Here is a 12760-nt window from a genome sequence, read left to right on the forward strand (position 1 = left end):
TCGGCGCGATCATGCGGACCATGCCGGCTAGGCAATTAGGATCGCACCAAACGAACCGGAGGAACTCTTCATGCGAATGATTTCATCCGCCATTGTTGTCCTGACCGTGCTGGCCGCAACGGAAGCATCGGCACAATCGATCAATCTGACCGGCGCGTTTAGATGCGTCGAAGCATGTCGAGCGGGTCTCGTCGGCAATCCCGCTTTCATCACCCAGAATGGACCGAACCTCAATCTTCTCGACGAGGCCGGTCAGCCCGCCCGCGCATGGCCTGACTGGTTTGCGCCGGCGACGCGGATCTGGGTCGACGCCTGGAACGAAGGCGCGGTCTATTCGCCTGATGGCATGACTGTCCAGTTCGACAACGGAACGATCTGGGTGCGCGATTTGGGCCCACCGCCCCCCGTACTTCGGCGCCGTTATTAGGCCGCGTAAACGTCGCTCAATTCGAAAGATGCGCGAACGGACGCTGCACTGAAAGCATATGGCAGCGGCTATTGGGGTGACGACGCTTACTCACCTCTCCTCGTCCCGATACTCGCTGCCGCGCTGTGGCTGCGCAAGCGGAATATAATCGCTCGGCGCTGCTGGTTTGTCCCTATGAAGTTCGGGATGGCTTGTCGTTGGTATTTCCCTGCCACGCCCGGGAGTGCTCAGCGATCCACTTAGTCGCGTCGTACTCCGTAATAAAACCTTTGATTACTTCCGTTTCACCGTCGGGCCACAGGATATCAATTCCCCAGCCAGAACCGGGATTTTTCCGGGCTAAGAAAGTTGGTCGCTCCTCGAACATCCCCTGATTATGCGCCCATGGCAGCCCGGTTCAAGCCAGCGATACTGCCACAATCAACACTTCCGCCGTTTACTTCAGGCCGCTGCCTTCCCGGCTATGGGACCGCTGGCGGCGCGTGGTTGAACCTTGAGCGCGCCGCGCCGACTCACTTACGGCAGGCAAGCTCAAAGAGGGTGCTATGACCCATTGGCACGACGCTATGGTCGACAGACCAGAGACAAAAGGGCCGGGCTACGTGACCGGCTGGTCCATCAGCGGATTGGCCGTGATCGTGGCCATCGTAGCCGTTTGGCTTCTCGGCATTTAGCCGGTCGCTCTCTTACCCATCGGCTCTTTGGCGTCCGCCATCCCCTCACTGCTCGAACACCGCGCGGCAGGCTTCGCTGAGGCTGGCTTTCTGCCGCCGCAGGCAGGCGGTGATCGCCCTCACATTCGGGATTTCGCCGGCGCAGAGGCGGTACACGTCAGGCGTGCAGGCTCTCTTTTGCTCAGGCGTTGCGATATCCGCCCGCGCCGAACCGATGGCGGATAGTTCCAAAAGAAGTCCGAGCACCAAGGCAAGACCGGCGCGAAGTGTGGTGGCCGAAGATCCTGAGGATGTCGCCTTCATTACCATATTCCTCTGATTAGGCTGGCGCCGCTGGTGGCGTCGTTCTAATCTTGGGAATACGGCAAAGAATTTTAGCCGAATGTGATTTTTCTCACATTAGGTCCAGTGCGTGGGGTGATTTGGTCCGCGCGCTGGAATCAAGACTTCAGTAACCATGACGGCCACGGTCGCTCGATCGGTACAATTTGAGCGATCGTTTCAATATGGAAACAAAGCCCTTTTGACACGCTGCGCTCTCGAACCTGGGAGAGCGCGATGAGTGAAGTTGAATTCGACCGATTGCTGGATGCCGTGCGAACGGCAATTGCGCCCGCCCCGCAGGAGGATTTTTTGGCCTACCCGCAGACTTCCCACCAGCCGCCCAAAGCCGCCAACGATAACCAGCGCCCCTGGGGGTTGATCCCATTTCCGGAAGGTTGGTACGCCGCCTGCTGATCGCGCGGCTCACCCCTCCCGCCTCACAGCCAATCGACGCGCGGCGTTGATTGGCTGAACAGCCTTCCTGTCTTCATCATCGCCGTCCCGACCGGACAAGCCGCGCGCCTGTGGGGGCAACGATGTCCGCTTGCGTTGGTATTGCCAGTCAGGCTGCCGTGAAGACGGCGCCCATATCCGAATCAAGCTGCGCCGTTGTATCCGTGCTCGGGGAATTGATGAGCTGGCCGGTTGACGCTGGAGCAAACCAGTCGTGTCGGCCGCTGGAGTATCCTTCCGGAAGCGACGCGATGCGGACAGGCTCTGCTTTATTCATTGTGCTTTGGTGCGCCGGCTGCGCCTTGTCGCAGAAACCGGTGGCGCAGGTCCCCGCCCCCGAGCAAGCCGCGGCGCCACCGAACCCTGCTCCGGCAGCCGACGCTTCGCCACCCAATTTTGAATGCAGCGACGGAACGATTTCAGTTTCGCAGACGGGTTGCCTGGTCAACATGGCGCGCGCGCGGCTGCCGCCGCAGTCCGCCGACCAAACGCCGGCCGGTTCCATATCCGGTCCCGGTCGGTCACCCCACTGATGTCACGAAGCCGACCGGGCTCATGGACCTCTCGGGTGGATTTCAGGCTGCCGGCGTTTAGCCAACCCTCAGATTTTCCGCGGATGTTTTTCCCCGGTTTTCCGTCTCTTCGTAGCTCACCTTGGCACCCTCGTTGAGGCTGCTCAGGCCGGCTCTTTCCACGGCCGAGATGTGCACGAAGACATCCTTGCCGCCCTTGTCGGGTTGAATAAATCCATATCCCTTGGCCGCGTTAAACCACTTCACAGTACCTGTCGCCACGTCCTCACTCCCTTTTACAACCGCGCAACGGAAGCTTAGGGCGCTCCCGCACTATATCGCAATTCAAAAGAATGAGCCCGATTGTGATCTAGTTCACATTTACTCGGCATGGCGCCTGCTAGCCTTTCGTTGCTGGGGGATTTCAGGGGCCCAGTGATAGGCGCCGCCGGGACACGATATTTCGAGCCCGACGGCGTAGTTTTTTGCGACCTAGGTTGCCTTCCTCAGCCCTATCAGCCGCCAGGCATGAGCCGCCAGCCGTTGCCGGTTAGGCTTCGGTGTCGATCGGCGCCCCGCTCTTGAATATCCGCCCCCTGCCTTCAGCCATTCGAGATTTACACCGTGCACTTCAGTGAAACGGGCAATCTCTTGGTGTTTGAGTTTCAGGACCGGTTTGAACTCTTCGTCAGAAAGATCGCGCGACGGCGCCGACGCGCCATTGCTTCGCTGTTGGATCGACGCACCGGATGCGCCAAAGCGAGCCGCCTGTGCGACTTTGCACCGCGCGGTCCCTTTTCGGACTCAAAATTGCCCCCGACTCGATCGACGCTGTTCTGGAGAAAGCCGGCTTGGGGGCGTCCTGATTTGGGAGTTTGCCATGAGTGAGGGGCTGTATAATAAGCAAAATCTGCTGGTTCGGGGTGCTGACAATGTTCTGCCATCGCCACATGGCGGTGATGATGAATTCTTTGACGTTCTTGTGCGCGCGCTAGAAGAGGTTGCCGGACTTCAAAGAGATGAATCTCCACATCGGGAAACCGACGATCTTCTGCTTTTGCTTGAGGAGAACGCACGGCTTCGAAAGCTTGCGGTTCAGCTATCGAACCTCCTCGGAGACCTCCCTCCCTTCTCATCGGTGGCGCCTACGGGGGCGGCGGACGAGACAGCCAACCGATCACTCGATCCAGAAACGAGTACGCAATGGCTGAGCCAAGCCCTCGCACGGCCATAAGCCGTCCAGTCGAGCTCGGGCTGAAAGCGAAGAAGTGAGATTGCGCGAAAGAGTCCTCGCTATGAGACATCGGCGCCATCGCCTGTCCATGCGGGACCGGCTCCGTCACCGTCGCCGCCTGGTCGAGCTGGGGCTGAAGGCGAAGAAATAGCGGTATCGACTATGACAACCATCAAGGTCATCAATGGTTGTGTGGGCGCTGCCGTCCTAAGCGTGCTCGGCGGCACAGCTATACATGCCTCCGGGGATCAGATCGCAATTGCCTTTGTAGCGTTCGCCGTTGTCGGTTACGTCGGGATTTCGGCTGCCATGCGCTCGTAGCACCAGGGATGCTTCCTGCAGCCAAGCCTTCACGGGCGGCTTTCGCGCCGAGATAGGACACCGCGATTATTTCTCGGAACGACCGCTGCGCCGCGGGGGATAATGCGCCTGTTCAGGGAACCTTGGGCACCAATCGCCCCAACCCATGACATGGAGGTTCTGATGCGTATTCTGGCCTTGGCGATTTTGACGATCGCCGCGATTTTAACAGCGCCACCGGCGCGGGCCCAAACGTACGGTGGGGCTTATCCGGTTTGCCTGCGGTGGGCCCATTCTTACGATTGCAGCTAGACGTCGCTGCCTCAATGCAACGCGTCGGCATCGGGCCGTACGGCACAGTGCTTCATCAATCCATATTTTGCGCGCGCGCAAGTGCCCGCAGGTTATTGGCGGCATCGCCGCGCCTACTGAGGCTTGCCGACGAGACCGCGGCGCGGCAGCTGCACGCGCTCAGGCGAAGTTTCTCCTGCGCACCCGGTCCCGAACGACATAAGTGCTGCGACCGTTGGGCGTAGGCTGCCAACCATTGGCGCCGTGTTCGATCAAGCCGCACTCCATCAATGTAACAAGGTTCTCATCAGCCGGCTCATAACAGCAGCCCTCAACTAGCTTTCTCAGCAATTCTCGCGCATCCGGGCTTAAGCTGCTCCAATGGACCATCGGCATCCCCAAAACAATTAGCGGCAGAGGTTCAATTCGATCAAACCGTATGCGTTCCCCACCAGAAGCGAATTGGTCGGTCGTGGAACCCCGTCGCACAATATCCCGCCGTTAAGCCACAATCGGGTGACACTGGTGCGCGATGAAACTGAGATGTCTTGCGCTCTGCCTGTCAGGCTTGTCGCTGTCATCCTGCACCAGTCAAACCACTGGCGAGCGCATGGGAAGCCTTGGGCGCAACCATGGGCGATATGCCACGATGGCTGGGCGGCGAGCCGGCCGGCGTCCCACCGCGACCCGGTACGCCAGAGTACGACCGTTGGATCGCGGCGCGCGCCAAGGAAGCCGCCCGACCAAAGAGCAGCAATCCCCCAACAGGCAGCAGCGCTTCAACATCTCCTGGGTGGTAGACCAGTCGCGAGCTGTCGCGCGACAGTGATCAGCACGTTCAGGCTGGTGTCAGGGCATTCGAATATCCTGCGAAGAGGCCGATCTCTCGCGGGCTGAGAGCGGCCTGGATGAGTCAATTTGACTCAGGAAGAAACCAGTGCAGCAGCACGGCCGAAGGATTCACGACGCCCTTGTTCTTACGAATAGTCCGCCGCCATGGTGCGGGGGGCAGTCGATGCTGAAGGTTGGAAAAGTCTACCGGCTAAGATTTCCGGGCATTGCCGCACGCGTAATCGATACTCCGCTTGGCATGGCGCCGAAGGATTACCCCTTCCTGATGGAAAGCCTTTTCCTTCGGAGCCGCTGGTATGTGAACGCCAAGGGCGAGCCGATCTACCCAGACGCGCCGCGACTTATCGTCAAAAGCTGGTGTGCCGCAGGTTAGAAAACATAGACCGCTTTTGGGCAGTCTTTTGTTTGGGCGTTCCAGCATTAACCCTCGTCGCAGCGACCTCTCCACAGCGGGCCAAGGTAACCATCCGAAAACAGATAGCGGCGAGCCACCCGCTCCCGGATGGTAGTACCTCAGCAATCGTCGTCTGTTTTGCGCCGCCATCTTTGTAGCTCACGCAGTCGACGCTTATCTCACGCCATGACGGCTCTACGGAGTCCGCAGGTGCGGGATTTCGGCGGCTCGGCACACAGCCCCCGCCGAAGGTGTGCCGAGCCTAGCCAGTGCGCCGGTCAAATGATGCACGGCTAGAATCAACTATGGCAGCAATGGGGCAGTCTGAGAACGGGCGCCGCTGCAACACTTTCGAATTATCTCTCACGCCCCTGCAGACCGGCGGAACTACAATGGGAGCGTTTGGACGGGCGGCATTCCACTATCAGCCAGACTATGTCGCCGAACCGTAGCAGCGTCGGTGATTCCCGCGGTGTTGCGGGTGGGCTTTGTCAGAATCGCCTGTATGCACTCCGACGATGATGGCTCGTTAGCTCGTGATCATCAGCGTCCGGGAACCTACAGGGCCGTTACGGTTGTCCCCGTTAATCACTGGGCTATTCCATGGAATGCAGAATTTCCGATCATTGCATTGTCCAGCTCGCACAAAATCGTCAATCTGGCTGGGGTCGACGCGACTGGGATCGGACGAGCGCGTGTCGCAAAGAAAAAGCCGCCCGGGCGGTCACCGGACGGTCGATTTCCCGCAACTGCCGGTCGTGATTTCAGCGAGGCCGATGGGATGCGATCCTTTCAGCCTCTGATCGTGGGGTACGCTGGAGGTGTTTCCATCCGCCCCACTCCACTCATCCTGATCGCTAGAGTTTTATCGACCACGGCAAGACAAAATTAACGTTAACCATTCCTTAACCGTTGAGTCCCAGTCTACTCGCGGACTGAGGCACCTTTCGCGGACGCAAGAAAAGCCGTGATCGCAAAGATGGAGCCAACCGCATGTCGTTAGAGCAAATCCGTCCAGAGCCAACTTTGCTTTCGGAATTAGCCCTGACCTTGCTCAGTACCTTTGCCGTCGCGTTACCAATGTCGGTCGCGATCATCTGGATTTGCTCCTGATCTCGGCGCGTTCGAGGCTCAGAATTTTCGCGTAGCGCATGAGCTATGCCACGAGCAGCTGATGGCCGGCGAAGATGGAGCCCACTGCAAGGTTGCGGATGGGAAAACTCGACTGTCCCTTCTCCAGAGCCGTTAGCGAGTCCACGGATTCGTTATTTTCACTGCGCGCTGGAAGGTGCGGAAACTAGCCAAAGCGCACCAGCGGCCGTTTCGGGGTCACCGAGCCCTCGTGGGATCAGAGGACGATGCGGGAATCGAACCGGTTTCGAACAGCATCGCCCCAGTTCCAATCAGCATCGTTGCCATATTTGGCCGTCGCAAGATCTGATTTTGCCCTCGAGAATCTGATTGTATCGCCTGGGTGCTGGGCCATGAAGCTGGCCCCCTGGCCTTTGCAGCGCCATGCCCGAGCTACAGCCGCCGCTGGGCAGCGGTTGGTCGCCGCGGGCTGATTTCATTCCAAGATAGAGGCCGGCCCCCTTGGCGAGCTTTTGTCAGGGCGTCGGCCTCTTCACCTGGGCCTGTCCGCTTGCTGGCTTTTCACTGACGAAGATGCAGGGCTCGATGAGATTTCTACTGCACGGGCGACTCTGCGAGAGTCGGCGCTGGCACGGGCCCGTGGGCAGCAATAAGAAACGGCCCCAGCGCAGGGGGGCGACTGGAGCCGTCTTGAGCGTGCCGGGTGCGGCCCGACACTGAGTCCGAACTGACCGGCCTATAAATCGTTCCTGTTCTCATGAACCTTTGCGCTCCAGCTTTTGTCATATCCTGACCGGAGGATTGCGCTGTCCGGACGTAAACCGACGCCACTGAGCATTATTCAGCTTGGTGGCGTTGTGCGTTTCGGATGCGGGCGCGGGGCCGAGCCCTGCGACTTTGTCGCGCGCGACAATTTGGTAATTTGATTCTGGGCGGATTCAGTACTGTCTTGGTGTTGCGTTCCTTTGTGATGGCTTGGGGGGACGAAAATGAATTTGAAGCGTTTATCTCTCCTCGACGCGCGACTTGAAATCCTCACCCGGACAGAAACTGATCTCCAGGCGCAGTTCCTTGAATTAATGAAGCTGCGCGAACAGTTCAGAACGGCACAGCTTTCGGCGGATCTACAAAACGTGGCGCGGGTTCTAAAGCCCGCGCCAGTCGTTACCGCTTCAGCCGCCGGGCATGAGCCGCCAGCCGCGGCCGGTTACGCTTCCCGAATCGCCGCCGGCGCTTCATCCGTTGCCCCTGGTCGATAGCAGAGCGGCAACGATCGCGGCGGTCAGCTTGGTATCCGCCGCCGTGAGCAACTCTATTTGGGCCGCAGACCATTCCTGCACGCCTTGCAAGCGTCGCCGGATGGCCATCAGCTTCGACGTCCAAACAAACGTCCCGAACCAAATCTGCCTCATCTGATTCCAATATCAGCTCACGGCCGCGGAACAGCAGGTGTGCATGCTTGGTCCGCCGGGGACGCGCGATCGGAAGATTGCGGACACCAAGCTTGCCGGGCTCCGGTTCCATGACTTGCGCCACGCCCATGCGACCCACCTTCTCGCCAATGGGGTTCACCCCAAGGTCGCCAGGAGCGGCAGGTAGCAAAGCGGTAGCGGCAGCACCGGCCAGAACAGACGGAGAATGAGATATCTCTATCAAATCAAAATGATAGATGGAGGCCACGACCAGAATTGAACTGGTGTACACGGTTTTGCAGACCGTTGCGTAACCACTCCGCCACGTGGCCCCACGAAGCCGGATCAATATAGAGCCGCAAGCGCTTAGGCAACCGCTCCATGTTTCAGCGCGTGGCCAAAAATTCTCTATAACGGGTTTTGTAACGCCCCAGGACCGGTAGCGGATGATTGCATTTCTCAAACGTAGCGCCACCTGGCTGAATTCAAAAAAGGTCGAACTCGGCCTGGGCGTCCGGGTCACCGTGGCCGCGATGAGCGCCCTGGCGATCGCGCTGGCGGTCGGCCTCAAGCTGCCATTATGGGCGGTGCTGACATCCATCATCGTGACGCAAATGAGCGTCGGGCGGTCGCTGAAGGCGACCCGCGACTATCTGGTCGGAACCATTGGCGGCGCAATTTATGGCGGAGCGGTCGCGGTGCTGGTGCCGCATTCCGGAGAAGGCGCCCTGCTCGCGGTCCTGGTGATGGCGGTGCTGCCGCTGGCATTCATCGCGGCCATCAACCCGAGCCTGAATGTCGCGACCGTCACCGCCATCATCGTGCTGCTGCTCCCGACCATGAACCACGGCAATCCCCTGGACTCGGCGATCGACCGGGTTCTGGAGGTCACGGTCGGCGCCATCACCGGGCTTGCGGTGTCTTTTCTGGTGTTTCCCTCCCGCGCCCATAGCCTGATCCGCACCAGCGCGGCGCGCGTGCTCGAATTGATGGCGGCGGCGCTCAACGAATTGCTGTCCGGTCTGACCCGTGGCCTCGATAACAACGCGCTCCACGGCCTGCAGGACGGCATCGGAACCGCCCTGGTCGCGTTGAACGCGGTCGGCGCCGAGGCGGAGCGCGAGCGCGGCGCCAGGCTCTCGTCCGGTCCCGACACCGGACCGTTGCTGCGCACCATCCTGCGGCTGCGCCATGACCTCGTGATGATCGGACGCGCGAGCGTGGTGCCATTGCCGGTCGAGTTGCAGCAACGTCTGGCCGCGCCGCTCATGGACGTCAGTCATGCGATGGCCGACTATCTCAAGGCGATGGCTGCCGCGCTGCGGACCGGCCGCGGCGTGCCCGCGATCTGGCCGGTGCAGTCGGCGTTGGAAGCTTACGCTGCGGCAGTTGCGGCCGTACGCAGCGAGGGCCTGACACGGGGTGTACCGGGCGATGTCGCCGAGCGCTTTTTTGCGTTGGGATTTTCGCTCGAGCAGATGCGACAGAATCTGAAGGATCTCGAACGCTGCGTGTCGCATTGGAGCGAGACGTCTTCAAAAACCGAGGCCGCCGAGTCGAATAACGAGACCTATTGATCGGCGGCAATTGTCGTTGACGGGGTGTCGAGCGCCAGATCAGGCGCGTCTGCGGCGACGATAGTCCCGCTTCGGTTTCGGTTTGGGCGCAAGCTCGGGCAACACATTTTGCGCCTCGCGATATCTAGCCAGCATCCGCTCAAAGCTGGCGTGCAGCGTTTCAGCGATATCCGGGCGCTTTTCGAGCGTCGCCAGCAACATCGCCGCGGCCTCAATGGTGGACAGGCCATCGCGCCGCGGCTCGCGGCGAAGCTGCCCATAGCGTGACGGACGCGCCGGGCCGAGAATAATGCGTTGGCATTTCAGCATCCATGCGTTGCGCCACCACAGCGCCTTGGCCTGGCTCCAGGTCCCGTCGAGCAGCACGATGCCTTGGATGTCCTTGAGGATGGCGCGCTGATTGTCCTCGATTTCGCCCTTGCGGTTGATGGCGACGATATCCCGGTCGGTGTCGAGGTCGGCGACTTTCGCGGAGCCGAGATAGAGCACGGCCCAGCGCGAGGGATCGTGCACTGGGCGTCCCAGCGCCTTGGACAGGCTGGGCCAGGATAATCCGATCCTCAAAACGGCATTCTTGAAGTGCAAGGCGGTCAGCCGCGCCGTGCCGAGCGCCCTGTCCTGCTCCTGCGGATGCTGCAGGATCAGGAGCGAAATGCTGCTTTCGATCGGTTCAACGCTGTCGCAAATGCACAGCGGTTGCGGCTTATGGCACCGTGGACAGTCTGCCGCCTCGGCGGCGGCGTCCGTCTCGTGCTCGGATTGTTCTGACATAAGCAGCCTATACGCTCTGCGGTGGCGTGCTTCAACCATACAAGCCCGATGGCTGAACGGGCGCTCGCGGGATCCGATGCCTGCGTATGGAACCCTGGCAGCCAGTCGACCATTGGAGACCGGACTGAAACTTGGGGATCATCGCGCCGTACCTCGGATATCCAACGGACGGGGGGACGGCATGCGCGTCGCGGTTATCGGAACGGGGATTGCGGGCAATGCCGCCGCCTGGGCCCTCTCAAAACGCTATCCGGTAACGGTCTATGATCGCGAACTCCGACCCGGCGGACACAGCCACACCGTCACGATCGACTATGATGGAACGCCGCTTGCGGTCGATATCGGCTTCATTGTCTACAATGAGCTGAACTATCCGGATCTGACGGCATTGTTCGCGCATCTCGGCGTCGAGACCGCGGAAAGCTGCATGAGCTTTGCAGTCACGGCGGATGCCGGCCGATTCGAATGGAAGGGCGGCGGAATCAACTGGCGCAAAACCGCCGAAGGCCTGTTCGCGCAGCGACGGAACCTGTTATCGCCGTCCTACCTATGGATGCTCCGCGACATCCTGACCTTCAACCATCAAAGCGTGGAAGATTATAAAGCGGGCCGCCTGGCCGGGCTGACCTTGGGCGACTATTTCAAATCCCACCATTTTGCGCCGCGGCTATTGACCGATTATCTCGCGCCGATGGGCGCCGCGATCTGGTCGGCGCCGGCTACCGAGATGCTGGACTTCCCGGCGGAGAATTTCGTCGCATTCTTCAACAATCATCGCCTGCTTCAATATGATCGCCCGGCCTGGCGCACCGTCAAAGGCGGCAGCCAGTGTTACGTCGAAAAACTGACCGCGACATTCCGCGATCGAATCAGGCTCGGCTGCGCCGTGACGTCGATCGAGCGAACCCCGCACGGCGTTGTCGTCCGCGACAGCCACGGCAGACACGATAGCTACGATCACGTCGTGATCGCATCCCACAGCGACCAGGCCCTCGCAATGCTGGCCGACGCCGACAACCGCGAGCGCGCTGTGCTCGGCGCCATCGGCTACTCGCCCAATGCGGTTTACCTGCATCGCGACATGAGATTGATGCCGAAGCGCAAGCGGGCCTGGGCATCCTGGAATTTTCTGCGCTGGCAGCGCGAGGGGACCGCCGACAACGATGTCGCCGTGACCTACTGGATGAACCTGTTGCAGGGCATCAACGACGATAAGCCGCTATTCGTCAGCCTCAATCCGCCATTCGAGCCGGATCCGGAGCTGACCTTCGGCAAGTATATGTGCGAGCATCCGCAATATAACGCGGCGGCCTTTGCCGCCCAGAAGCAACTGGGCGACATCCAGGGACGGCGCCATACCTGGTTCTGCGGTGCCTGGACCGGATACGGCTTCCACGAGGACGGATTACGATCCGGACTTGCTGTCGCGGAGGCACTGGGCGCGACGGTGCCATGGCGTGCGCCCCCGCCGGAACTGGCGCAGGCCGCGGAGTAGCCATGTTCAGGAAAAGCGCCAAAGCCGAAACGCGATGCGACGCAGCCGCCGCGCTTTATTTTGGCGACGTGATGCATGCGCGTCTCAAGCCGGTCAGACATCGCTTCAGCTATCGCGTCATGAGCCTGTTGATCGATCTTGACCGGCTCGACGCCGCAGACCGTCGAAGTCGATTGTTCGGCGTCAACCGCAGAGCGCTTTACAGTTTCCACGAGGCTGATCACGGCGATCGCGACGGCTCGTCGCTGCGCATTTACGCGCAGCGTTGCGCCGACCAGCACGGCATCGACCTGGCTGGCGGTCGCGTGTTGCTTTTGTGCTATCCGCGATTGCTCGGCTACACCTTCAATCCGTTGTCGGTCTATTTCTGCTATCGCGACGACGGCATGCTGGCTCTGATGATCTACGAAGTCCGCAACACGTTCGGCGATCTCCACGCTTACGTACTGCCGGTGAGGGCGGACGAGGCCAGCGCGGCTGGCGTCCGGCAGGCACAGGACAAATTGTTCTACGTCTCGCCCTTCATTGAAATGGCGATGCGCTACCATTTCCGGGTTTCGCCGCCGGGAGACGACATCAAATTACGTATCCTGGAGACCGATCGCGCAGGTCCCCTGCTCGCCGCAACCTTCCATGGCCACCGCCGCGACCTCACCGCGGCGGCATTGTTGCACTCGTTCTTTTCACTGCCATTCGTCACCGTGAAAATCATGGCCGCAATCCACTGGGAAGCGCTGCGGCTTTGGGTCAAGGGAGTGCGGTTGGTGCCGCGCTCGAGTGCCGCAGCCGCGACTGGCGCTAATACCGGCTTGGCGACTGGCAAAGGCCAAGCTTATACTGACCCTGCGCTGACAGCCTGCGGGGGCGCGCTCTGGTCCAGCGAAGGTCGAAACTAGGTCGGTCTTCGAGCGGCGCACGGATGCAGAGCCACGCCATTTTTTTGGATCTGGCC

Annotated in this window: 14 protein-coding genes and 1 tRNA gene; 11 read left to right on the top strand and 4 right to left on the bottom strand. The window is 60.4% G+C overall.

Annotation, left to right across the window (positions count from 1 at the left end; genetic code table 11):
- Nucleotides 1–70 precede the first annotated feature (70 nt).
- Together BLV09_RS07010 and BLV09_RS38455 are read left to right on the top strand one after the other, a co-directional pair.
- Nucleotides 71–427 carry a hypothetical protein gene (locus tag BLV09_RS07010; RefSeq protein WP_146686762.1) on the top strand — a complete coding sequence of 119 codons (357 nt, stop codon included), beginning with the start codon at nt 71–73 and terminating at the stop codon, nt 425–427.
- 545 nt (nt 428–972) lie between these two features.
- Entirely contained in the window at nt 973–1101 is a 129-nt protein-coding gene (locus BLV09_RS38455) for a hypothetical protein (protein WP_283806840.1), read from the top strand.
- A gap of 45 nt (nt 1102–1146) precedes the next feature.
- On the opposite strand, the gene BLV09_RS07015 is transcribed toward BLV09_RS38455, so the two are convergent.
- On the bottom strand, nt 1147–1404 hold the full coding sequence (locus BLV09_RS07015; protein ID WP_146686763.1) for a hypothetical protein: 258 nt from the start codon (nt 1402–1404) through the stop codon (nt 1147–1149).
- Nucleotides 1405–1659: 255 nt separating this feature from the next.
- On the opposite strand from BLV09_RS07015, the gene BLV09_RS07020 reads away from it, so the two are divergent.
- The gene (locus BLV09_RS07020; RefSeq protein WP_100381738.1) at nt 1660–1839 is read left to right on the top strand and encodes a hypothetical protein; all 180 of its coding nucleotides are present in this window, start codon (nt 1660–1662) and stop codon (nt 1837–1839) included.
- A 629-nt stretch (nt 1840–2468) separates the two neighbouring features.
- On the opposite strand, the gene BLV09_RS07025 is transcribed toward BLV09_RS07020, so the two are convergent.
- Complete coding sequence (locus BLV09_RS07025; protein ID WP_100381736.1) at nt 2469–2672, bottom strand: cold-shock protein; 204 nt, start codon at nt 2670–2672, stop codon at nt 2469–2471.
- 598 nt (nt 2673–3270) lie between these two features.
- Here BLV09_RS07025 and BLV09_RS07030 point away from each other — a divergent pair.
- The 5 genes from BLV09_RS07030 to BLV09_RS07045 all read left to right on the top strand — a co-directional run bounded on the left by BLV09_RS07030 (nt 3271) and on the right by BLV09_RS07045 (nt 7812).
- A complete protein-coding gene (locus tag BLV09_RS07030; protein ID WP_146686764.1) occupies nt 3271–3624 on the top strand; it encodes a hypothetical protein in 354 nt (117 codons plus the stop codon).
- Nucleotides 3625–3786: 162 nt separating this feature from the next.
- Nucleotides 3787–3945 (top strand): hypothetical protein, encoded by a 159-nt coding sequence (locus BLV09_RS37050; protein ID WP_167558645.1) that lies wholly within the window; start codon nt 3787–3789, stop codon nt 3943–3945.
- A 297-nt stretch (nt 3946–4242) separates the two neighbouring features.
- Nucleotides 4243–4356 (top strand): DUF3551 domain-containing protein, encoded by a 114-nt coding sequence (locus BLV09_RS38585; protein WP_349536995.1) that lies wholly within the window; start codon nt 4243–4245, stop codon nt 4354–4356.
- Nucleotides 4357–5230: 874 nt separating this feature from the next.
- Entirely contained in the window at nt 5231–5440 is a 210-nt protein-coding gene (locus tag BLV09_RS07040) for a hypothetical protein (protein WP_100381732.1), read from the top strand.
- A gap of 2102 nt (nt 5441–7542) precedes the next feature.
- Nucleotides 7543–7812 carry a hypothetical protein gene (locus BLV09_RS07045; RefSeq protein ID WP_146686765.1) on the top strand — a complete coding sequence of 90 codons (270 nt, stop codon included), beginning with the start codon at nt 7543–7545 and terminating at the stop codon, nt 7810–7812.
- Between the two features lie 411 nt (nt 7813–8223).
- Here BLV09_RS07045 and BLV09_RS07050 read toward each other — a convergent pair.
- A tRNA-Cys gene (locus tag BLV09_RS07050) sits at nt 8224–8297 on the bottom strand.
- 114 nt (nt 8298–8411) lie between these two features.
- Between BLV09_RS07050 and BLV09_RS07055 the strand changes: the two genes are divergently transcribed.
- The gene (locus BLV09_RS07055) at nt 8412–9542 is read left to right on the top strand and encodes an FUSC family protein (RefSeq protein WP_146686766.1); all 1131 of its coding nucleotides are present in this window, start codon (nt 8412–8414) and stop codon (nt 9540–9542) included.
- A 39-nt stretch (nt 9543–9581) separates the two neighbouring features.
- On the opposite strand, the gene BLV09_RS07060 is transcribed toward BLV09_RS07055, so the two are convergent.
- Nucleotides 9582–10313, bottom strand: coding sequence for a tRNA-uridine aminocarboxypropyltransferase (locus tag BLV09_RS07060; RefSeq protein WP_100381729.1), 732 nt, complete (start codon nt 10311–10313; stop codon nt 9582–9584).
- A 181-nt stretch (nt 10314–10494) separates the two neighbouring features.
- Between BLV09_RS07060 and BLV09_RS07065 the strand changes: the two genes are divergently transcribed.
- Nucleotides 10495–11808, top strand: coding sequence for an NAD(P)/FAD-dependent oxidoreductase (locus BLV09_RS07065; protein WP_146686767.1), 1314 nt, complete (start codon nt 10495–10497; stop codon nt 11806–11808).
- 2 nt (nt 11809–11810) lie between these two features.
- Entirely contained in the window at nt 11811–12704 is an 894-nt protein-coding gene (locus BLV09_RS07070; protein WP_146686768.1) for a DUF1365 domain-containing protein, read from the top strand.
- The last annotated feature ends 56 nt before the right edge of the window (nt 12705–12760 follow it).

Source organism: Bradyrhizobium canariense, assembly GCF_900105125.1.
GTDB classification, from domain to species: Bacteria; Pseudomonadota; Alphaproteobacteria; order Rhizobiales; family Xanthobacteraceae; genus Bradyrhizobium; species Bradyrhizobium canariense_A.

Excerpts from the sequence above, each read along its gene's own strand:
- BLV09_RS38455 (WP_283806840.1), top strand. The coding sequence starts at position 973 with ATGACCCATTGGCACGACGCTATGGTCGACAGACCAGAGACAAAAGGG.
- BLV09_RS07070 (WP_146686768.1), top strand. The coding sequence starts at position 11,811 with ATGTTCAGGAAAAGCGCCAAAGCCGAAACGCGATGCGACGCAGCCGCC.
- BLV09_RS37050 (WP_167558645.1), top strand. The coding sequence starts at position 3,787 with ATGACAACCATCAAGGTCATCAATGGTTGTGTGGGCGCTGCCGTCCTA.
- BLV09_RS07060 (WP_100381729.1), bottom strand. The coding sequence starts at position 10,313 with ATGTCAGAACAATCCGAGCACGAGACGGACGCCGCCGCCGAGGCGGCA.
- BLV09_RS07045 (WP_146686765.1), top strand. The coding sequence starts at position 7,543 with ATGAATTTGAAGCGTTTATCTCTCCTCGACGCGCGACTTGAAATCCTC.
- BLV09_RS07040 (WP_100381732.1), top strand. The coding sequence starts at position 5,231 with ATGCTGAAGGTTGGAAAAGTCTACCGGCTAAGATTTCCGGGCATTGCC.
- BLV09_RS07020 (WP_100381738.1), top strand. The coding sequence starts at position 1,660 with ATGAGTGAAGTTGAATTCGACCGATTGCTGGATGCCGTGCGAACGGCA.
- BLV09_RS07030 (WP_146686764.1), top strand. The coding sequence starts at position 3,271 with ATGAGTGAGGGGCTGTATAATAAGCAAAATCTGCTGGTTCGGGGTGCT.
- BLV09_RS07055 (WP_146686766.1), top strand. The coding sequence starts at position 8,412 with ATGATTGCATTTCTCAAACGTAGCGCCACCTGGCTGAATTCAAAAAAG.
- BLV09_RS07015 (WP_146686763.1), bottom strand. The coding sequence starts at position 1,404 with ATGAAGGCGACATCCTCAGGATCTTCGGCCACCACACTTCGCGCCGGT.
- BLV09_RS07010 (WP_146686762.1), top strand. The coding sequence starts at position 71 with ATGCGAATGATTTCATCCGCCATTGTTGTCCTGACCGTGCTGGCCGCA.
- BLV09_RS07065 (WP_146686767.1), top strand. The coding sequence starts at position 10,495 with ATGCGCGTCGCGGTTATCGGAACGGGGATTGCGGGCAATGCCGCCGCC.